This is a genomic window from Rathayibacter sp. RFBD1 (assembly GCF_002932915.1).
GTDB lineage: Bacteria > Actinomycetota > Actinomycetes > Actinomycetales > Microbacteriaceae > Rathayibacter.
Map to the genome: position 1 here is coordinate 149,442 of NZ_PSWQ01000002.1, position 19,317 is coordinate 168,758.

Sequence of the window (19,317 nt, forward strand, 5' to 3'; positions counted from 1 at the left end):
GCGGGGGTGACGGCGAGCGGGGGTCAGTGCCGGCGCGCCGGCCACGAGGGCGGCCGGTGCTCGGGCAGGGTCCCCCAGTCGGAGGGCTCCGGACCGAGGTGCAGGAGCAGCTCGCCGCCGCGATGGAGCGCGGCCGCGGTCAGGACGCTCGTCAGGAGGGGCGCGCCGTCGAACTCGGCCGACTGCACGTACTGGACCGGCCCACCCGGCTCGGGCTCGACGAAGCCGGTGGTCCGGATCTCGAGGTCGGCCCCTCCGATCGCCACCGACGCGCGCGCGAAGCTCGGCGCGTTGACCAGCACCAGGCCCTGCCCGGCGACGGGGAACAGCCCGAGGCTCGCCCACACGTACCAGGAGCTGAGGCCGCCGGAGTCGTCGTTCCCCGGCAGGCCTCCCCGGCCCGCTCCGAACCGCTGGTGCAGCACGCCGTGCACGATCTCGGCGGTCCGGTCGGGCCGTCCCGCGTAGTGGTACGCCCACGGCGAGTCCATGTCGGGCTCGTTGTTGAGCCCCTCGAAGCGTCCGAGCTCGGCTCCCGCGAGCATCTCGCTCCGCTCGGGGCGCAGCCCGGGCTGGACGACCGGCTCGGCTCCGTAGCCGAAGAACTCGTCCAGCTGGGCGACGAAGCCCTCGTCCCCTCCGCTGAGGGCGATGCGCCCGGCCATGTCGTGCAGCAGGCGGAAGGAGTAGTTGTGGCGGGTGCCCTCGTAGTACGTCGAGTCCTTGAGCAGGCCGGAGCGGAGGTCGAACGCGTTCACCCACTGCGCGGCGCGCTCCTCGAGCTGCTCGGCGAGCTCGAGATCGCCGACGTGGCGGGCCACGACCGCTGTGCACCAGTAGCCGTGCGCCAGGTCGAGCGTGTGGCTGATCGGGTGAGCCTCCCCCGCGGCGAGGAACTCCTCGCCGTACATCCGCTTGAGGTCCTCGCTCATGTGCACGAGAGCGGCGTCCCAGTCGACGCCGGGCAGCCCCAGCCGGCAGAGGTCGGCGAGGAAGGTGTGCGCGAGGGCACTGCCCTGGCGCGAGAACCGGTCGCTGCCCTTGGCCATCCGGTAGCCGATCGGGAAGTTGCCCTCCTCCTCGCAGATGGTGAGGAGCGCAGCCGCGATCTCGACCGCCCGCTCGGGCAGCAGCGTCGTGAGCAGCGGGAGCTGAGTGCGGTAGATGTCCCACATCGTGCTGATGTCGAAGACGAAGGGTCCGTCCGTCGGCCAGAACGGGCTCTCGGAGGGGGCGAGGCACGGCTTGATCAGCGAGTGGTAGAGCGCGGTCGAGAAGACCGTCTCGCGCTCGGCGGACGGGGTGTCGACGGCGATCGTGCGCAGGCGCTTCCGCCACGTCTTGCGGGTGCGATCACGGCGCTGGTCGAACCCGGTGCCCGCAGGAGGGACGTCGCGATGCAGGTTCTCGCGGGCGCGGTCGGTGCCCCGCAGCGAGAAGCCCATCCGGAGCTCGACGGTCTGCCCGGCCGTGCTGGGTCCCGCCCACATCAGCCCGAAGGGGCGCAGCGTGGTGGGACGGATGTGGTCGAAGTCGAGCCGGGTCCCGCCGGGCATCAGCCGGCGGTCGTACCAGAGCATCTGCCGCCACTGCAGGGCGTCGCACTCCAGGTGCACCGCGAGCGGCGCCCCCTCCATCACGACCTCGCCGGCCGCGACGCCGGGCGAGATCGAGTGCAGCTGCGCGCGCAGCGGCACCGTCGCTCCGCTCGGGATCGCCAGACCCCCGAGGGAGAGGTCGACCACCACGCGGGCGCTGCGGTGCTCGGGGAAGGTGTAGCGGTGCACCACGGAGGCGGGCCCGACGGTGAGCTCGGCCCGCACGCCGGAGGAGAGGGTCGCCGCGTAGTAGCCGGGCTCCGCCACCTCGTCCTCGAGGGCCCAGCTGCGCCCGAGCTCGTCGAGCGGCTCGAGCATCGGCGTGACCCGCAGGTAGTTGTAGTACTTGCGGATCGCGCCGGTGCCCGACTGCTGGAAGTGGGTGAATCCGCTCGCCTCGAGGCCGTCGTGGAGCGTCGGCGGGACCCCCTCGAGCGCGAGGTCGTAGCGGCCGTAGCCCGTCGGATAGGCGCCGGAGTAGGAGCACGCGGACACCATGCCGAGGGGGTAGGTGGCTCCGGGGTGCGTGTTCCCGATCTGCGGCTTCGGCGACCACCACGTCGCTGCGAGCCCCGTCGGCTCCGCGAGCGCGGTCGCCTCCGTGCCCAGGAACGGGTCCACCCGCTCGATCATCCGCTCGCCGCCATGCCGTGACGCTAGGCACGGCGGGGAGACGAGGGGTGTCGACGGGGTGTCCGGCGGACGACGGAGCGGCGACGGATGAGGGCCGACGGGCTAGGGGATCAGGCGCTCCGCGCGGTAGCGGTCGAAGAGCGCCGTGAACGAGTCGACCGTCCGGTGGAACGCCGTGAAGCCGGCGAGGCGGCACTTGCCGATGTCGGTGACGACCTCGAGGTTCCGGCCGAGGTCGGCGTCCGTGTGCCACCAGGAGGCGACGCGGGAGAGGTCGGGCTCGATCAGCCCGTGCTCGTCGACGAGACGCCGCCAGACGGGCTCGGCATCGGCCATCTGCTGCTCGAGCGGCTGCGGCTCCTCCCCCGGGCCGACCGGCTCGACGCCGAAGTGCTCAGCGATCCGGCTCCACATCCAGCGCCAGCGGAAGACGTCGCCGTTGACCACGTTGAAGGCCTGGTCGCGGCCCGCCTCCGACGTCGACGCCCAGAGCATCTGCTCGGCGAGGATCGTCGCGTCGGTCATGTCGGTGAGTCCGTTCCACTGCGTGAGCGAGCCGGGGAACACGAACGGGGTGCCCTCGGCACGGTGGATCGACGCCGCGACCGCGAGGGTCAGCCCCATGTTCATCGCGTTGCCGACGGCGTGCCCGATGACCGTGTGCGAACGGTGCACCGACCAGGTGAACCCGGCGCGCCCGGCCGCGGCGAAGAGCTCGTCCTCCTGCGCGTAGTAGAAGTTCGGGGCGTCGAGGCGCTCCTCCTCCTCGTGGAACGGGGTGTCGGGCATCGCGCCCTGCCCGTACGCCTCGAACGGGCCCAGGTAGTGCTTGAGGCCGGTCACCAGCGCGACGTGCTCGACGGGAGCGTGCGCGAGCGCGGCGAGGAGGTCGCGGACCATGCCGCCGTTGACCGCGATGTTCTCCTCCTCCGTCGCCTGGCGCGACCAGGCGGTGAAGAAGACGTGCGTGGGGCGCTGGTCGGCGAGCACGCGGGCCAGGTCCTCGGCGGAGCGCAGGTCGGCGGCGAGCGGAGTGACGCCGGGGCGCGCGTCGATCGGGCGGCGCGAGAGGGCGGTAACCGGCCAGCCCTGCTCGGTGAGCAGGTCGACGAGGGCGGAGCCGCCGATGCCGGTCGCACCGACGACGAGGGCGCTGCGGGGGTCGGACGGGGGGACGGGAGTGGTGGAGGACATCCCCTGGGCCAACAGCCCCGGGGACGAGGCATTCCCCGATCCGGGCGTCACGGAGGGACACCGGAGGTCACGGAGGGACACCGGGCGTCACGGGCGGACCGCGGACCGGGCTCCTCCCCTACCGTCGAGCACGAGCCGCCCGGGGTGGGCGCAGCGGAACAGGAGCCGACGATGACCGCGACCGACGTGCGGGCCGTGCCCGAGGTGGACTACGAGGAGCTGGCGGGGCGGTTCCGGCCGCTGTTCGCCGAGATCGCGGCGGGGGCGGCGGCGCGCGAGAGCGCGCGCCAGCTGCCGGTCGCGCAGATCCGAGCGCTCGCGGAGGCCGGGTTCGGCGCGGTGCGCGTGCCGCTGGAGTCCGGCGGGGCCGGCGCGAGCCTCCCCCAGCTGTTCCGCCTGCTGACGGAGCTGGCCGCCGCCGACTCCAACCTGCCCCAGGCGCTCCGCGGCCACTTCGCCCTGGTCGAGGACCGACTGCTCGCGACCGACGGGACCCGCGAGCGCTGGCTCCGGCGCTTCGCCGACGGCGAGCTCGGCGGCAACGCCTGGACCGAGGTCGGCACGGTCGCGATCGGCGACGTGCAGACGAAGGTCGCTCCGGTCGAGGGCGACCCGACGCGGTTCACGGTGACCGGCACGAAGTACTACTCCACCGGCAGCGTCTTCGCCGACTGGATCGACACCTTCGCCCAGCGCACCGACACCGGGCAGAAGGTGATCGCGATCGTCGACGCTCGCCAGGCGGGCGTCGAGCACGCCGACGACTGGGACGGCTTCGGCCAGCGCACCACAGGCTCGGGGACGAGCACCTTCACGGAGGCGGTGGTCGCGGCCGAGGACGTGATCGACTTCGAGACCCGGTTCCGCTACCAGACCGCGTTCTACCAGGCGGTGCTGCTGGCCGTGCTGGCGGGCTCGATCGCGGGGGCCGAGCGCGAGATCGCAGCCGAGGTGCGGGCGCGGACCCGGATCTTCTCGCACGGGAACGCCGAGTCGTTCGCGGCGGATCCGCAGATCCTGCAGGTGGTGGGACAGGTCTCGGCCGCCGCCTATGCGGGAGCGGCGATCGTGGAGCGCGCGGCGGTCGCGCTGCAGCGGGCGCACGACGCGGCCCTCGACGGCGACCCGCTCGAGGACGAGCGGCAGAACGACCTCGCCGAGCTCGAGACCGCGCAGGCCCAGATCGTCCTGACGCAGCTGGCCACCCGGGCGACCTCCGACCTCTTCGACGCGCTGGGCGCCTCCGGGGTGAGCACCCGCAGGAACCTCGACCGGCACTGGCGCAACGCGCGCACGGCCGCGAGCCACAATCCCTGGGTGTTCAAGGCGCGGATCGTCGGCGACCACGCGGTCAACGGCACCGTGCCGCCGCGGGTCTGGGCGATCGGCGCGGGGCCGAAGCGGTAGTCGCCCCCGGCGCCGGCCGGGGGCGGTGGACAGCCGACAAGGGCGGAGGAGAGGATCGAGGGGGCGGCGACGCGGCCGCCGCGGACGAGGGGGCTCGCGATGATCCGGACGACGACCGCGAGGGGCGCCGGTGTGCTGCTCGCCTGCGCGGCGGGGCTGCTCGCGCTGAGCGGCTGCACGGGGAGCGCCGACGAGGGGACGGCCCCGACGACCGCTCCACCGCTGGTCTCGAGCGCACCGACGACGAGCAGTGCCGTGCCGACCGCGAGCGCCGGCAGCACGACTCCGCTGCCCACCGCGACCCCGGCCACCGCCCTGCTCCCCTGCGAGGACCTGCTCACCGCCGACGAGGAGGGGTCGCTCGCCGAGGACGGTCTCGCCCTCTCACCCGAGGTGACGGTCTACGACGTCGACTACCCCGTCGTGCAGGAGATCGCCGAGGACGGGGTGCTCTGCCGGTGGAGCGGCCAGGGCGACGTGTCGGTCGTGGTCGGGCAGCTGGCGGTCCCGGACGCGGAGTGGCCTGACCGGAGCGCCGTGCTCCTCGCCGAGGGGTTCACCGCCGACGACACCGCGGCTCCGGGCTTCCTCGACGGGCCCGACGGACCGGACGAGAGCTACCCCGGCCGCGGCGTCCTCCACCGCGACGGCGTCCTCTACTACGTGAGCTACTCCGGGATCGTCGGCTCGATCGTGCCGCTCTCCGGCTGAGGCGGCGGATCGAGAGCCCAGGGCGGGCGCCCGTGGACGGCACTGCTCCCCGTGGTCAACTGCTCGCCGTGGTGGTCGAACGACAGCGGGGCTCCCGCCTCGGCGCACTCACGGCCGATCAGGTCCATGGCGTTCCAGAAGTACTCGCTCGCTCGTCGATCCCCGGAGATCGCGGAGAGCAGATTGCTCGTGGCGAGACGAGCAGCGTCGGACGCGATCGAGTTCGAGGAGCTCTCGTCGAAGCCCTCGAGGGCTTCGCGAAACGGTGGACGCAGAACGGGATCGAGTTCCGGCGCGTAGTCGTTCCACGTGCGCTCGAGCGGGACACAGGGAGCGGCCTCCTGATCGCCTCCCGGCTCGGTGCAGCCCACGAGGAGCAGCACGGATACGAGTACCGCCGACGAGGCGGTCGTGCGGTCCACCATCGTTCATCGCTCGATGTGCATCGTCCCCGTCGTGACCCAGACCGCGCAGGCCTTCTTGCGATGTTCCGGGGCACTGGTCTCGACGATGTGATCGCAGGTCGAGACGCCGGTGTACCACTTCACGCACCCCCCTTGAAACTCGTCCTCGCAGTTCTTGTTCGGCTGAATCGGAGCGGCCGAGGCCACCTGCGCCCCGAGAACCGACGTCAGCGCCAGCGCGACGACAGCGAGACCGGACCCGAAACACATAGAACTCTTCATGACGTCTCCTCATTCGCCGGCAGATCCATCGGGTCCTGGGACAGCATCCATCGCGGAGAGGGTGTCGGACGGTCGGCGCGAACTCGACACATCGAGGCGCGGGCCGGGCCCTCGAGAAGGGGTAGCGTCGACAGGTGCGATTCCCGTGGCGTTCCCGAGACAGCGAGCGACTGCCGCGGGACGTGCTCGTGCTGGGGGTCGTCGCCTTCTTCGTGATGCTGGGGTTCGGCGTCGTCGTGCCGGTGCTGCCGACCTACGTGCGCAGCTTCGGCGTCGACTACACGGCGGTCGGCGCGGTCGTCTCGGCGTTCGCGCTGATGCGGCTGGTCGCGAATCCGTTCGTGGGGCCGCTCGTCGACCGGTTCGGCGAGCGGGTCGTGCTCGCCGTCGGCATCGGCATCGTCGCGCTCTCCTCGGCGCTGGTCGGCTTCGCCTCCGACTACCCGCACCTCCTCCTGCTGCGCGGAGTCGGCGGCATCGGCTCCGCGATGTTCTCCGTCGCGGCGATGACGCTCCTCCTGCGCACCGCGAGCCCGGAGCGGCGCGGCCGCTCGATCGGCTTCTACCAGGGCGGTTTCCTGCTCGGCGGCATGGCGGGCCCCGCGGTGGGCGGCGTGCTCACGGCGATCTCGCTCACCGCCCCCTTCTTCTTCTACGCCGGCACGCTCGCGATCGCGGGGCTCGTCGGGCTGATCCTGCTGCAGCGGCCGGAGCGCGACGCGGCACCGTCCGCCGCGGCGAGGACGAAGCCCCTGCGCGAGGTCGCCCGCGACCGCCGGTACCAGAGCGCGGTGCTGGCGAACTTCGCCCTCGGCTGGTCGGCGATGGGAGTCCGCGCGACGCTCGTCCCCGTGCTCGTCGTCGAGGGGCTCGGCGGGCAGCCCGCCTGGACCGGCATCGCGTTCGCGATCGCCGCGGTGGTGCAGACGATCGCGCTAGCGCCCGCCGGCCGCTTCGTCGACACGGTCGGCCGGCGCCCGGCGCTGATCGGCGGATTCTCCGTCGCGGCGGTGGCGATGCTGGCGATGCCGTTCGTCTCGGAGCTGTGGCTGCTCGTCGTGCTGCTCTGCGTCTACGGAGCGGCGGCCGCCTTCATGGGCACGGCCCCGGGTGCGCTGGTCGGTGACGCCGCGGGCGAGCGCGGCGGCAAGCCGGTCTCGGTGTTCCAGGCCGCGTCCGACCTGGGCGGCGTGATCGGGCCGCTGCTCGCAGGCGCTCTCGCCGACGCCGCATCGCCGACCGCGGCCTTCGCCTCCGCCTTCGTGCTGCTGGCGGCGAGCGCGCTGCTCGGCCTGCGGATCCCGCGCTCGCGGATCGCCTAGCTGTTCCGCCCGCGGGCGTCGACGGGCCAGACGGCGCCGCCGCCGTCGCGGAGGAGGACGCGGTACTCGTCGGCCAGGTTCACCGCGACGCAGACGTGGTTCGGCGCGATCCGCACCCGCGTCCCCACGGGCAGGTCGACACCGGTGATCGTCGCATGGTGCTCCGAGAGCACCGGGATGCGCGCCTCCGGGTGCTCCGGGAGGCGGCCGAAGCCGCTCGAGGCCGCGCCACGATCGGAGGAGAGCACCTTGCTGCCCGCGTCGGCGATCAGGTGGTCGCCGCGGCGGGACACGATCGTGGCGAGGACGGTGACGGCGATGTCCTCGGGCGTCATCGTGCCGATCTCCCACTGCTGGGCGTCGCCGAGGGCCGAGACCCCGGGGCGCAGCTCCGTGAGCACCGAGGAGTCGGCGAACGCGGCCGAGGGGGTCGAGCCTCCGCTGACCACGCGGGCCTCGACTCCGGACGCCGCGAGCGACGCGACCGCCTCGGCGAGCGCGCGCGCCTCGTCGCGGGCGGCCGCCGCTCCGTTGCCGGCCGCGTAGCTGTGGCCGGGGAAGGTGAAGACGCCGGCGACGTCGAGCCCGGCCGAGACGGCGGCCGCGGCGATCGCGCCGGCTTCGGCGGGGAGCACGCCGCTGCGGTGGTGGCCGGAGTCGATCTCGACGACGACCTCGAGCCCCTCGCGCTCGGGCAGGGCCGCGGCCAGGCGCTCGGCCGACTCCGCCGAGTCGACGCCGACCCGCACACGGGCGCTCGCGAGGACGTGGCGGAGCCGCCCGGCGCGCTCGGCGTCGAGCCAGAGCGGGTAGGCGATGAAGAGGTCGCGGATCCCTCCCGCGGCGAAGACCTCGGCCTCCGAGACGGTCGCGACGGTGAGCCCGACGGCCCCCGCGGCGAGCTGGCGCCGGGCGATCTCGAGCGACTTGTGGGTCTTCGCGTGGGGGCGGAGCGCCAGACCCCGCTCGCGGGCAGCCGCGGCGACGGCGGCGATGTCGCGGTCGAGCACCGCCTCGTCGAGCACCAGCGCCGGAGTGGCGAGAGCGTCGAGCACGGCGGAGCGGGCGGAGGAGTCGGCGGCGGCGGCGGTATCGACGGTCACGCGCCGAGCCTAGGCCGCACCACCGGCCCGCGTCCCGCCGTGAGGGTGGCCTCGGGCCGGTCCGCCGCCCGGTCGTCGAGCCCCGCGGAAGGCCCCGTCGAGCACGACACCTCGTCGACCTCGGAGGCGGCCGCGCCGCTCCGCTCCATCGCCGGCCTCCGGATCGCCCACCTCTCCGCCGGGACGCTCGCGACGACGCTTCCGGGCTTCGGCGTGGTCGGGCTGAGCACTCTCGTCCACTGACCGTTCATCCTCCGCGGGATGCGGGGAGGACCCCGGCGCTGCCAGGCTGAGCGGATGACTCCGCAGTCCTCCCGCCTCCGGCCCTTCGGCCCGTCCGGCGCCACCGTCACCCGGCTGACCCTCGGCACCTCCTGGCGCCCCGAGCGCGTCGCCGACCTCGACCGGGTGCCGGCCCTCGAGCGCGTCCTCGACTCCGACGCCGCCACCCGCGCCGTCTCCGTCGTCGACACCTCGAACGAGTACGCCGGCGGCCACAGCGAGCGCCTGATCGGCGAGGCCCTGCAGGCCCGCGGCGGCGTCCCCGAGGGGATCACCGTGGTCACCAAGCTCGACCGCGACCCGAGCACCGGCAGCTACTCGGCCGAGCGGATGCGCCGCAGCCTCGACGAGAGCCGCGAGCGCCTCGGGATGGACGTCCTCCCCCTCCTCTACCTGCACGACCCGGAGCGCATCTCGTACGACGAGGCCTTCGCCGAGGACGGCTCGGTCCGCGCGCTCGTCGCGATGAAGGAGGCGGGCGTCGCCCTCTCGATCGGGATCTCCGGCGGACCCGCGCCGATGCTGCGCCACTACGTCGACACCGGCCTGTTCGACGCCGTGATCACCCACAACCGCTTCACGCTCGTCGACCGCTCCTCCGAGGAGCTGATCGACGCGTCCGTCGACCGCGGCGTGATCGTGGTCAACGCGGCGGTCTACGGCGGAGGCGCCCTCGCACGCTGGCCGGAGCCGGTCGCCTCCTACGCCTACCAGCCGGCGCCGCGCGAGATCGTCGACGCCGTCGCGGCGATGGGAGCGGCCTGCGACCGGGCGGGCGTGCCGCTCGCCGCCGCCGCGCTGCAGTTCTCGACGCGCGACCCCCGCGTGACGACGACGGTCGTCGGCGCCACCTCCGCCGAGCACTACGACTCCTTCGTGGCCGACGACGCGCTCGAGATCCCCGACGCGCTGTTCGAGGAGCTGGAGTCGCTCGCTCCGCCGAGCACCGTCTGGCAGGACGCGCCCGGGTCGACCTGGCCGCGCTGATCCGGGCATAGCCGGGCTCTCCTCCCGGTTGGAGCACGTGACCCCCTCCGCGAGATGCCGCCGCCGTACGCCCTCATCGGCGTATCGCCTGCCGAAGCGGCGTTCCGCGGAGAAGCACGACAGGAGAGACATGACCGACACCGCCTTGTTCCAGCCGCTGACGCTCCGCTCGAGGACCGCGCGCAACCGCCTCTGGGCGGCACCGATGTGCCAGTACTCGGTGGAGGCGCAGGACGGCGTGCCCACCTCGTGGCACCTCGTGCACCTCGGCGGGCTCGCGCGCGGCGGATCGGGCGTCGTCATCGCGGAGGCCACCGCCGTCGTCCCCGAGGGGCGGATCAGCCCCTGGGACACCGGGCTGTGGAACGACGAGCAGCGCGACGCCTGGGCTCCGATCGTCGAGTTCGTGCACGGGCAGGGCGCGCTCGCCGGCGTGCAGCTCGCCCACGCGGGCCGGAAGGCGTCGACCTACCGCGAATGGAGCGGACGCGGATCCGTGCCGCTGGAGGACGGCGGCTGGCCGACCGTCGCTCCCTCGGCCGTCGCGTTCGAGGGCTACGCGGAGCCGCGCGAGCTGGCGGCGGACGAGCTGCCCGGCCTCGTCGAGGCGTTCCGCGCCTCCGCCCGCCGCGCCGCGGACGCCGGCTTCGACGTGATCGAGCTGCACGCCGCGCACGGGTACCTGCTCCACCAGTTCCTGTCGCCGCTCTCGAACACGCGCGAGGACTCCTACGGCGGCTCCCTCGAGAACCGGGCGCGCCTGCTGCTCGAGGTCGTCCGCGCGGTCCGCGCCGAGATCGGGGAGCTCGTTCTGCTCGTCCGCTTCTCCGCGACCGACTGGGCCGAGGGCGGCTGGACGCTGGAGGAGACGATCACCGTCTCGGAGTGGGCGCGCGCCGAGGGCGTGGACCTCTTCGACGTGTCGACCGGCGGACTCGTGCACGCCAGCATCCCGGTGGCGCCCCTCTACCAGGTGCCGTTCGCGCGCGACCTGCGGAAGGCGACCGGTGCGCTGGTCGGCGCCGTGGGACTCATCACCACGGCGGAGCAGGCGGAGGGCGTGGTCGCGAACGGCGACGCCGACGTCGTGCTGCTCGCCCGCGAGCTGCTGCGCGACCCGAACGCTCCGGTGCGGATGGCGCACGAGCTCGGCGCGGACCTGCCGGTGCCGCCGCAGTACACCCGGGCCTGGCGCTGAGCCGTCAACCGCGAGATGCCACCTGTGCGCGCGCCTCGCGGCGTGTCATGTGCACAAGTGGCATCTCGCGGAGGAGAGCGGTCGGGCTCCCCGGAGGAGAGCGTCAGCTCTCGGAGGGCTCCTCGGGAGCGTCCTCCTCGGGGTTGAAGTGCGAGTCTCCGGAGACCCCCACCGCCAGCCCGTCCTCGGACTGCGGGATGGTCTCGTCGTCGCCGAGACCGTTCGCCTTCTTCTCGCCCTCGGACGAGGTGGCTGCGTCGGTCACGGCTCAGGCCTCGACGTCGCCGCGCCAGGCACCGTCGGGGGTGCCCTGCTTCTCGATGTACTCCTTGAAGTTGTTCAGGTCCTTCTTCACGGCATGGCTGCCGGCGCCGACGAGCGAGCCGAGCGTCTCGAGGAAGCCCTTGGGCTCCCAGTCGAGCTGCACGGTGACGCGGGTCTCGGTGTCGGAGAGCTTGTGGAAGGTGACGACGCCCGCGTGGTCGGTCTCGCCGCCGGTGCTGTTCCACGCGACGCGCTCGTCGGGGTGCTGCTCGGTGATGTTCGCCTCGAACTCGCGCTCGACGGGGCCGACCTTCACCTTCCAGACGGTGAGGGTGTCGGTGACCTGCTGGATCGACTCGACCTCGTCGAGGAAGCGCGGGAACTCCTCGAACTGGGTCCACTGGTTGTAGGCGACGGACACGGGGACGTTGACGTCGACGGTCTCGATGATCTGCGGCACGGTGGTGCTCCTTGCTGTCTCACTCGGTGTGCGGCGTTCCGCTGCTGCGGTCGTCACGCTCGACGTTAGGCGGGAGCCGCCTGGGAGCGCACCGGGTTGCGGACTGACCCGAACGTGGTAAGCGGAGGCGGTGCTGCGGTGCGCGCGCCGGGACGGCTCCGTCGGGCGCCCGAGACGCCGCCGCGCACGCCGGGACGTCCGCGGGCGGGCGGCGTCCGGACGGCACGGCGGCGTCTCGGGAGCGGCAGGACGGAGCAGGCCGTGGTCAGCGGTCCTGCGGGTCCCCGCCGAGCTGGCCGATGGCGGGGAGGGGGCCGCCGTCGTCGGCGCCGGTGCGGCGCCAGCGGGCGATGGCGTTGCCCAGGTGGTAGATCACGAGGGCGGCGCCGGCGCCGAGGACGATGCCGCCGAGCTCGAAGCCGCCGGAGGAGAACGAGAAGCCGGCGATCGCGATCACGAGGGAGACCGCGGCGGTGTACTGGTTGACCGGGCGCGAGAAGTCGACGCGGTTGTCGATCCAGATCTTGATGCCGATCACGCCGATCAGGCCGTAGAGCGCGGTGGTCGCGCCGCCCAGGACTCCGGCCGGGATCGAGTTGAAGACGGCGCCGACCTTGGGCGAGAGGCTGAGCAGGATCGCGGTGACGCCGGCGACCCAGTAGGCGGCCGTCGAGTACACGCGGGTGGCCGCCATCACTCCGATGTTCTCGCCGTAGGTCGTGGTGCCGGAGCCGCCGAAGGCGCCGGAGAGGGTGGTCGCCACACCGTCCGCGATCAGGGCCCGGCCGGTGCTGGCGTTGGCGGAGGCGTCGGTCATCGTCGCGACGCCGCGGACGTGTCCGACGTTCTCGGCGATGAGGACGAGCACGACCGGCAGGAACATCGCGATGCCCGACCACGTGGATCCGGAGGCGAAGTCGGGGAAGGTGAACGGCGGCAGGCCGAACCAGTCGGCCGCACCGACCGCGGAGTAGTCGATCTCGTTCCGCAGCAGGGCGACGACGTAGCCGATGACCACGCCGAGGAAGATCGAGACGCGGCCGAGGAAGCCGCGGAGGAACACGCTCGAGAGGATGATCGCGGCGAGCGTGATCGTCCCGGTGATCGGCGCCTGCTTGAAGCTGAGGTACGCGGTCGGAGCCAGGTTGAACCCGATCAGGGCCACGATCGCGCCGGCGACGACCGGCGGCATCAGCCTGTCGATCCAGCCGAGGCCGACGACCTGCACGAGGACGCCGACGGCGGCCAGGAGGAGGCCCACGGCGACGACTCCGGCGAGCGCCGACCCCGTCCCTCCGACGGCGGTCGCGGCCGTGACGGGCGCGATGAAGGCGAAGCTCGAGCCGAGGTAGCTGGGGAGCCGGTTGCGCGTGATCAGGAGGAACAGCAGCGTCCCGAGTCCGGAGAAGAGCAGGGTCGTGGCGACCGGGAACCCGGTGAGCACGGGCACGAGGAACGTCGCTCCGAACATGGCGACGACGTGCTGGATTCCGATGGCGATCGTCGCCGGCCAGGCGAGCCGCTCGCCGGGGGCGACGACGGCGCCGGGCTCGACGGTGCGGCCGTCTCCGTGCAGGGTCCAGATGGGCATGGGGCTCCTCGGCGGGGAAGGGAGGCGGGGGTCGACGTTCACAGTAGCGAGGGGTCTGGCCGTGCCGAGGCACCCGACCTACGATCGGGCCATGGACGGAGCGCGGCGTCTCGGCGAGGAGGAGTTCTCCGCGCACCTCGCCGAGCGGGTCGCGCGGATCCGCGGGTCGTTCGGCGACCTCCCGCTCTGGGCGGTCTCGGGCTGGAGCGGTCCGCGGCTGCTGGCGGAGTGGACGCTGACGGGCGGCCCGCGGGGGCTCTCGTTCCTCGCCGACGACGCGGTCCCGGGCGGGCCGGGGCCCTCCGTCGAGATCCGCACGACCCTCGGCGATCCGCGGCACGACGTCGCGCTGCTCTGCTGCCGCGAGGAGGCGCCCGTCTCGTTCGTGCAGCCGGAGGCGCTGCCCGCTCCCACGCGGATCGCGGAGATCCCGGTCGACGGGGCTCCGGAGCCCTTCGAGGTGTGGGAGGGAGCCGGGGCCGTGCGCGCGGCCGCGTGGGTGCGCGGGCACGTCCTCACGCTGGAGTGCCGCGGAGTCGATCTGGACGCTCTCGCGCTGGACGAGGTGGACGACATCGAGCCGTTCGTGGCCGGCTGGCTGGAGTTCGTCGGCGCCTCGCGGCGCTGAGCGCCGACCCGCGCTCTTGCGCTGCTGGGAGAGCGCGGAGTCCCGCCCGGCGCGCCGGTGAAAGATGTGCGCCGATCCCGGACAGGAGGGAGCATGAGGCACATGCCAGCTCCCCTCGCGGGTCCCGACCGGTTCGCCGCGGTCGCCGCCGCGGTCGCCGATCCCGTCCGCCGCTACCTCTGGCGGCGCACCGACTCCGCCACCGCCGACGACGTGCTCGCCGCGACGCTCTCGGTGCTCTGGCGCCGCAGCGCCGACGTGCCCGAGGACGACCCGGTGCCGTGGGCGATCGGCGTCGCCCGGCTCCAGCTGCAGAACGCCCGGCGGATGCAGCGCCGCCAGGTCATGCTCGCCCAGCGGATCGCGGTCGTCGATCCGCCCCAGGTGCAGATCGACGAGGGCGAGGCGTCGGGCGCGGAGGAGACCGTGCGCCTCGTGCTCGCCCGGATGCGCGAGCAGGACGCCGAGCTGCTGCGCCTCTGGGCGTGGGAGGAGCTCGACGTCCGCGGGATCGCCGCGGTCCTCGGAGTCACGGCGAACGCCGTCTCGATCCGCCTCCATCGCGCGCGGCGCCGCTTCGCCGAGCTCTACGACTCCACCGACCCGCACGCGCCCGAAGGGGGACTCCGATGACCGGAACCGACGACGAGGACGTCCGCCGCCTCCTCCGCACGGTCGACCCCGCGCGGAGCCTCCCCGCGCTCGACCGCGACGAGCTCGCCGAGCAGATCGCCGCCGCGACGGGCGAGGGCACGCGGACGGTGCACTCCCGCCGCCGCTCCCCCTGGCTGATCGTGGGAGTCGGCGCGCTGAGCGCCGGGGCCGCCGCCTCCCTCCTGCTGCCCTTCGCGCTCGGCGTGGGCGGGGGCAGCACCTCGACGCTGATCCTGCCGAGCACGGGCGGGCCGCTGGCCACGTGCTCGCCGGTGACGGCCGCCGCGCTGGCCCCCGCTCAGCTCGCGTTCCGGGCCGAGGTCCGCTCGATCGACGGGAGCACCGTCACCCTGCACGTGCTCGAGCGCTACGCGGGCGAGGTCGGCGACGGCGTCACAGTCACCCAGGGCAGGGAGACGGCGGTGGACGGGGCCCCCATCGTCTTCGAGACCGGGGTCGACTACCTGGTCGCGGCTGACGGCGACACGATCCTGACCTGCGGCCTCAGCGGCGAGAGCTCCCCCGAGCTCGCGGCGCTGTACCAGGAGGCGTTCTCGCGGCAGTAGGCGGAGGCGGGTAGCGGCCCGCGCGGGTGGTGGCAAGGGCCTCCCCGATCGGGGGGAGCGGCGCGCAGGCTGAGGCATGGGCCACTCGGCCCTCCCCCTCCGGTCGCCCGGCGGCGCCCGCGGGCCCTCGGCGACACCGCCCCGCCCGCCCCGCAGGAGGCCCGCATGCCGGTGTTCCGGCTCCTCGAACCGCTCCACGCCGCCGGTGTCGCGCTCGCCGACCTCGCGAGCGATCGGCTCCGCCTCCACGGCGACGGCTCCGACGTCCGCATCACTGCGGTGACCGTCGCGCACACCGAGGCGGGCCCCGGCGCCCTCTTCGCCGCGCTCCCCGGAGGGAGGAGCCACGGGGCCCGGTTCGCGGCCGACGCTGCGGCGGCAGGAGCGGTCGCCGTGCTCACCGACGCGGGCGGGCTCGACGAGGCCCGCGCCTCCGGACTGCCCGTCCTCCTCAGCGACGACCCCCGCGCCGCCCTCGGCCCGGTCGCCGCGCAGGTGTACGGCACGAGGAGCGGACCGGTGCTCCTCGGCGTGACCGGCACCAACGGCAAGACCAGCACCGTGCACCTCCTCGACGCGGTGCTCCGGCAGCTGGGCGTCGTCTCCGGGCTGAGCTCCACCGCCGAGCGCCGCAGCGCCGACCACGTCGTCGCCAGCCGCCTCACCACGCCCGAGGCCTCCGAGCTGCACGCGCTCCTCGCCCGGATGGCGGAGGACGGCGTCGAGGCGGCGGCGATCGAGGTCAGCGCCCAGGCGCTCGTGCGCTCGCGGGTCGAGGGGATCGTGCTCGACGTCGCCGGCTTCACCAACCTCAGCCACGACCACCTCGACGACTTCGGCGACCTGGACGAGTACCTCCGCGCCAAGCAGCGGCTGTTCACGCCCGAGCGGAGCCGCCGCGGCGTCGTGGTCGTCGACACGGAGGCGGGGCGCCGGGTCGCCCGCGAGGCCTCCGTCCCGGTCGTCACGCTCTCGGCCGGGGACGGAGCCGACTGGAGGATCGACGTGCTCGAGACCGCGGTCGACCGCACCCGCTTCCGGCTCACCGCCCGGGACGGCTGGTCGACGATCACCTCCGTCCCGCTCCTCGGACGCCACATGGCCTCGAACGCGGCCCTCGCGCTGGTGATGCTGATCGAGGCGGGCCAGGCGCGCGACCGGGTGGCCGCGGCGGTCGGCTCCGGGATCGACGTCACCGTTCCCGGGCGGACGCTGCTCGTGTCCGGTGCCGACGGGCCGCGGGTGTTCCTCGACTTCTCGCACACGCCCGACTCGGTCGCGCGCACCGTCGACGCCCTCCGCGAGGTGACGCCCGGCCGCGTGCTCGTCCTCCTCGGCGCCGACGGCGACCGCGACCCGAGCAAGCGCGCGCCGATGGGCCGAGCCGCCGCCGAGCGCGCCGACCTGGTGATCGTCACCGACCACCACCCGCGCTTCGAGGACCCCGCGCGGATCCGCCGCGCCCTGGTCGACGGCGCCCGCCGCGTCGAGCGCTGCGAGGTGCTCGAGATCGCGGAGCCGGCCGACGCCGTCCGCGCCGCGCTGCACCGGGCCGGCCCCTCCGACTCCGTCCTCTGGGTCGGCCCCGGCGACACCGACTACCGCGTGGTCGGCGCCGACGACCTCCCCTACTCCCCCCGCGCCGACACGGCCCGCGCGTTGGCCGAGGCCGGCTGGAGCGTCGACCTGCTTGACTGACCGGGTGTTCTCGACCCTCCCGGTGCGCCGCGTGCAGGCCCGACCCGAGCACCCCGCCGACCTCGCGCGCTGGCCCGCGACGCTCGCGCCCGTGCGGCAGGTGCTGGCCGAGGGCTGGGATCTCGGCCAGGTGACGGTGATCACCGGCGAGAACGGCTCGGGCAAGTCGACGCTGCTCGAGGCGGTCGCCCTCGCCTACGGGCTGAACGCGGAGGGCGGATCCACGGGTGCGATGCACTCCTCCCGCGCCTCGGAGTCGGACCTGGCCGAGCACCTCCAGCTGGTCCGCGGGGCCGGGGCGTCCAAGCGCGGCTTCTTCCTCCGCGCCGAGACGATGCACGGCTTCTTCAGCTACCTGGAGGAGGTGGGGATCGACGGCGGGTACCACGAGCGGAGCCACGGCGAGTCGTTCCTCGACATCGTGGCGAACCGCTCCCGGATCAGCGGGCTGTGGCTCCTCGACGAGCCGGAGTCGGCCCTCTCGGTGTCGGGCTGCCTCGCCCTGATCGGGCAGCTGCGCGACCTGGTCGCCGGCGGCTCGCAGGTCGTCCTCTCCACGCACTCGCCGATCCTCGCCGCCCTCCCCGGAGCCGACCTCTACGAGCTCGACGAGGCGGGCCTGCGCCGCTGCCGCTACGACGACCTCGACCTGGTGCGGACCTGGCGCGGCTTCCTCGACCAGCCGGCCCGCTTCCTGCGGCGCCTGGAGTAGGTCGGAGGGCGCTCGGCCGCGCCGGAACGGGCCGTTCGTGTTCACAAGGAAGGGAAGTACGTCGGCAGGCAGTCCCGTTCTCGCGGATCCCGGGCCGGCCGGGCGAAAGTCTCCGCCGGCACGAGCACTGTCAGGCCGCGGAGGCCGCCGTCGGCCGGGCGACCCGGGGCGCCCAGCCCACCGCGATCGCGGCGCCGGTGAGCGCGAGCTGTCCGAGCGGCGGCAGGATCGCCGAGACCAGGGAGCCGTCGCCGCCGGAGGTCACGAAGGTGTCGGCGACCGACATCCCGAAGCCGAACCCGGCGAAGAAGCGGAAGACGACGGCACCGGCGACCAGGGCGAGCATGAGCACCGCGATCCGCCGCGGAGTGAGCGGCGACCTCCGGCCGACCAGGGCGCCGACCGTCACGACGATCGCGGCGGCCGTCCAGAACGCGGCCCACCCGGTGACCCAGATCGCGTGGGAGCCGAACTCGAAGCCGTCGCGCTCGGACATGGTCGCGTAGATCTCCGCCAGGGCGACGCCGGGGACCTTCGCCTGCGGATTCCAGACCAGCAGATCCACCGCGCCCACCACCGTGACGCCCGCCACGAGCGCGAGGCCCGCGAGCGCGACGGGGAGGCGCTGAGCGCGGGTCGCCGTCCGCGGTGCGAGGGCGATGGTCCGCGAGCCGCCGAGGACGATCGCCCCGCAGACGAGTCCGGCGAGGGAGACGGGCAGGCCGACGAGGGCGAGGGGTCCGGGGAGGAGGAGGCCGGCCGCGGTGAGCACCGGGCCGACGACGGCGGCGACCAGGGAGATCCGCGCGAGCACCGTGCGGGCCGACGCCGCAGCGCCGAGGAGGTGGACCGCGCCGAGGACCGCGACCGCGACGGCGGCGACGAGCACCGCGGTCTGCACGACGCCGACGGCGGCCAGGGCGGTGTCGGAGGCGGCACCCGGCTCGGGGACGATCCCGCCGCCGGTCAGCGCGATGCCGCTCAGCATCAGCGCGGCCGCGGCGAAGAGCGCGAGTCCGCGGCGGGCGAGGCGGCGCGGGAGCGTGCCCCGCGCTTCGCCGGTGTGCGCGGGCAGGTCGCGGTCGACGCTCACCAGCAGGGCGAGCGCTCCGAGGACGACGCCGCGCCGGGGCAGTCCCAGCTCGGCGGCCCCGGCCAGGTCGGCCCGCCACTCCTCGAGGTAGCGCTCGCGGGCGAGCGGGGGCAGCAGCAGCGACAGGAGCCGCAGAAGCGCGCTCATGCGGTCGCCTCCGCCGCTCGCGGCGCCGTCCGCGCGGTCGACCGCATCCGCTCGACGGCGGCCCGGGCTGCCGGGGCGCCCTCCGCGGTCAGCTCGTAGAGCCGGCGACGCGGGCCGCTCCGCTCGCTCGCGGCCTCCCACTCCGAGACCACCCAGCCCGCTCCCTCGAGCCGCTCCAGGATCGGATAGACGCTGCCCGCCGGTCGCCCGGTGGCCTTGATCACGACCATGCCCCAGGTCGGGCCGTCGGCGTCGAGGAGGGTCCGGAGGACGTCCGCGGTGGCGGACGTGAGGCGAGGGAGTGGCTGCACACGGACGACGCTACCTATGTAGAGATAGGGCGGTCAACTGCTCCGGAGAGTTGTCGACGGGCGGCTCGGACG

21 protein-coding genes are annotated in these 19,317 nt (G+C 74.0%); 11 read left to right on the forward strand and 10 right to left on the reverse strand.

Features of this window, described 5'->3' with window-relative positions:
• Window positions 1–23: 23 nt before the first annotated feature.
• Window positions 24–2,219, reverse strand: a complete 2,196-nt coding sequence (locus C5D50_RS00820; RefSeq protein WP_258069512.1) for a glycoside hydrolase domain-containing protein — start codon at window positions 2,217–2,219, stop codon at window positions 24–26.
• 114 nt (window positions 2,220–2,333) lie between these two features.
• On the reverse strand, window positions 2,334–3,425 hold the full coding sequence (locus C5D50_RS00825) for an SDR family oxidoreductase (RefSeq protein ID WP_104282458.1): 1,092 nt from the start codon (window positions 3,423–3,425) through the stop codon (window positions 2,334–2,336).
• 171 nt (window positions 3,426–3,596) lie between these two features.
• Here C5D50_RS00825 and C5D50_RS00830 point away from each other — a divergent pair, with 171 nt between their 5' ends.
• Window positions 3,597–4,832 (forward strand): acyl-CoA dehydrogenase family protein, encoded by a 1,236-nt coding sequence (locus tag C5D50_RS00830; protein ID WP_104282459.1) that lies wholly within the window; start codon window positions 3,597–3,599, stop codon window positions 4,830–4,832.
• A gap of 99 nt (window positions 4,833–4,931) precedes the next feature.
• The gene (locus C5D50_RS00835) at window positions 4,932–5,543 is read left to right on the forward strand and encodes a hypothetical protein (protein WP_104282460.1); all 612 of its coding nucleotides are present in this window, start codon (window positions 4,932–4,934) and stop codon (window positions 5,541–5,543) included.
• Here C5D50_RS00835 and C5D50_RS00840 read toward each other — a convergent pair.
• Both C5D50_RS00840 and C5D50_RS00845 read right to left on the reverse strand, forming a co-directional pair.
• Window positions 5,501–5,968 (reverse strand): hypothetical protein, encoded by a 468-nt coding sequence (locus C5D50_RS00840; RefSeq protein ID WP_104282461.1) that lies wholly within the window; start codon window positions 5,966–5,968, stop codon window positions 5,501–5,503. The two genes, C5D50_RS00835 and C5D50_RS00840, sit on opposite strands and share 43 nt — an antisense overlap.
• 3 nt (window positions 5,969–5,971) lie before the next feature.
• Window positions 5,972–6,229 (reverse strand): hypothetical protein, encoded by a 258-nt coding sequence (locus C5D50_RS00845; protein WP_104282462.1) that lies wholly within the window; start codon window positions 6,227–6,229, stop codon window positions 5,972–5,974.
• 134 nt (window positions 6,230–6,363) lie between these two features.
• Between C5D50_RS00845 and C5D50_RS00850 the strand changes: the two genes are divergently transcribed.
• Complete coding sequence (locus tag C5D50_RS00850; RefSeq protein WP_244229579.1) at window positions 6,364–7,551, forward strand: MFS transporter; 1,188 nt, start codon at window positions 6,364–6,366, stop codon at window positions 7,549–7,551.
• Here the strand turns inward: C5D50_RS00850 and C5D50_RS00855 are convergent.
• Entirely contained in the window at window positions 7,548–8,654 is a 1,107-nt protein-coding gene (locus C5D50_RS00855) for an alanine racemase (protein ID WP_258069513.1), read from the reverse strand. The genes C5D50_RS00850 and C5D50_RS00855 overlap by 4 nt on opposite strands.
• Window positions 8,655–8,693: 39 nt before the next feature.
• Here C5D50_RS00855 and C5D50_RS00860 point away from each other — a divergent pair, with 39 nt between their 5' ends.
• The 3 genes from C5D50_RS00860 (at window position 8,694) to C5D50_RS00870 (ending at window position 11,121) form a co-directional block, all read left to right on the forward strand.
• Complete coding sequence (locus C5D50_RS00860) at window positions 8,694–8,897, forward strand: hypothetical protein (protein WP_104282463.1); 204 nt, start codon at window positions 8,694–8,696, stop codon at window positions 8,895–8,897.
• 54 nt (window positions 8,898–8,951) lie between these two features.
• Window positions 8,952–9,923: an aldo/keto reductase gene (locus C5D50_RS00865; protein ID WP_181137259.1), complete on the forward strand. Its 972-nt coding sequence runs from the start codon at window positions 8,952–8,954 to the stop codon at window positions 9,921–9,923.
• 130 nt (window positions 9,924–10,053) lie between these two features.
• Window positions 10,054–11,121 (forward strand): NADH:flavin oxidoreductase/NADH oxidase, encoded by a 1,068-nt coding sequence (locus C5D50_RS00870; RefSeq protein ID WP_104282465.1) that lies wholly within the window; start codon window positions 10,054–10,056, stop codon window positions 11,119–11,121.
• A 103-nt stretch (window positions 11,122–11,224) separates the two neighbouring features.
• On the opposite strand, the gene C5D50_RS16420 is transcribed toward C5D50_RS00870, so the two are convergent.
• The 3 genes from C5D50_RS16420 to C5D50_RS00880 form a co-directional block, all read right to left on the reverse strand.
• Window positions 11,225–11,386 carry a hypothetical protein gene (locus C5D50_RS16420; protein WP_181136495.1) on the reverse strand — a complete coding sequence of 54 codons (162 nt, stop codon included), beginning with the start codon at window positions 11,384–11,386 and terminating at the stop codon, window positions 11,225–11,227.
• A 3-nt stretch (window positions 11,387–11,389) separates the two neighbouring features.
• A complete protein-coding gene (locus C5D50_RS00875; protein ID WP_104224157.1) occupies window positions 11,390–11,845 on the reverse strand; it encodes an SRPBCC family protein in 456 nt (151 codons plus the stop codon).
• A gap of 265 nt (window positions 11,846–12,110) precedes the next feature.
• Window positions 12,111–13,436 carry a uracil-xanthine permease family protein gene (locus C5D50_RS00880; protein WP_104282466.1) on the reverse strand — a complete coding sequence of 442 codons (1,326 nt, stop codon included), beginning with the start codon at window positions 13,434–13,436 and terminating at the stop codon, window positions 12,111–12,113.
• Window positions 13,437–13,527: 91 nt separating this feature from the next.
• Between C5D50_RS00880 and C5D50_RS00885 the strand changes: the two genes are divergently transcribed.
• From C5D50_RS00885 to C5D50_RS00905, 5 genes are all read left to right on the forward strand, one after another.
• On the forward strand, window positions 13,528–14,064 hold the full coding sequence (locus tag C5D50_RS00885; RefSeq protein ID WP_104246989.1) for a hypothetical protein: 537 nt from the start codon (window positions 13,528–13,530) through the stop codon (window positions 14,062–14,064).
• Between the two features lie 102 nt (window positions 14,065–14,166).
• Entirely contained in the window at window positions 14,167–14,697 is a 531-nt protein-coding gene (locus C5D50_RS00890) for an RNA polymerase sigma factor (protein WP_160033683.1), read from the forward strand.
• Window positions 14,694–15,284, forward strand: coding sequence for a hypothetical protein (locus tag C5D50_RS00895; protein ID WP_104282467.1), 591 nt, complete (start codon window positions 14,694–14,696; stop codon window positions 15,282–15,284). The genes C5D50_RS00890 and C5D50_RS00895 overlap by 4 nt, the downstream gene beginning before the upstream one ends.
• Before the next feature lie 165 nt (window positions 15,285–15,449).
• On the forward strand, window positions 15,450–16,982 hold the full coding sequence (locus C5D50_RS00900) for a Mur ligase family protein (RefSeq protein ID WP_104282478.1): 1,533 nt from the start codon (window positions 15,450–15,452) through the stop codon (window positions 16,980–16,982).
• 4 nt (window positions 16,983–16,986) lie between these two features.
• Window positions 16,987–17,694, forward strand: a complete 708-nt coding sequence (locus C5D50_RS00905) for an AAA family ATPase (RefSeq protein ID WP_258069514.1) — start codon at window positions 16,987–16,989, stop codon at window positions 17,692–17,694.
• A 130-nt stretch (window positions 17,695–17,824) separates the two neighbouring features.
• Here the strand turns inward: C5D50_RS00905 and C5D50_RS00910 are convergent, their stop codons facing one another.
• Both C5D50_RS00910 and C5D50_RS00915 read right to left on the reverse strand, forming a co-directional pair.
• On the reverse strand, window positions 17,825–18,934 hold the full coding sequence (locus C5D50_RS00910) for a hypothetical protein (RefSeq protein WP_104282474.1): 1,110 nt from the start codon (window positions 18,932–18,934) through the stop codon (window positions 17,825–17,827).
• On the reverse strand, window positions 18,931–19,245 hold the full coding sequence (locus C5D50_RS00915) for a PadR family transcriptional regulator (protein WP_104249735.1): 315 nt from the start codon (window positions 19,243–19,245) through the stop codon (window positions 18,931–18,933). The genes C5D50_RS00910 and C5D50_RS00915 overlap by 4 nt, the downstream gene beginning before the upstream one ends.
• Window positions 19,246–19,317: the final 72 nt, after the last annotated feature.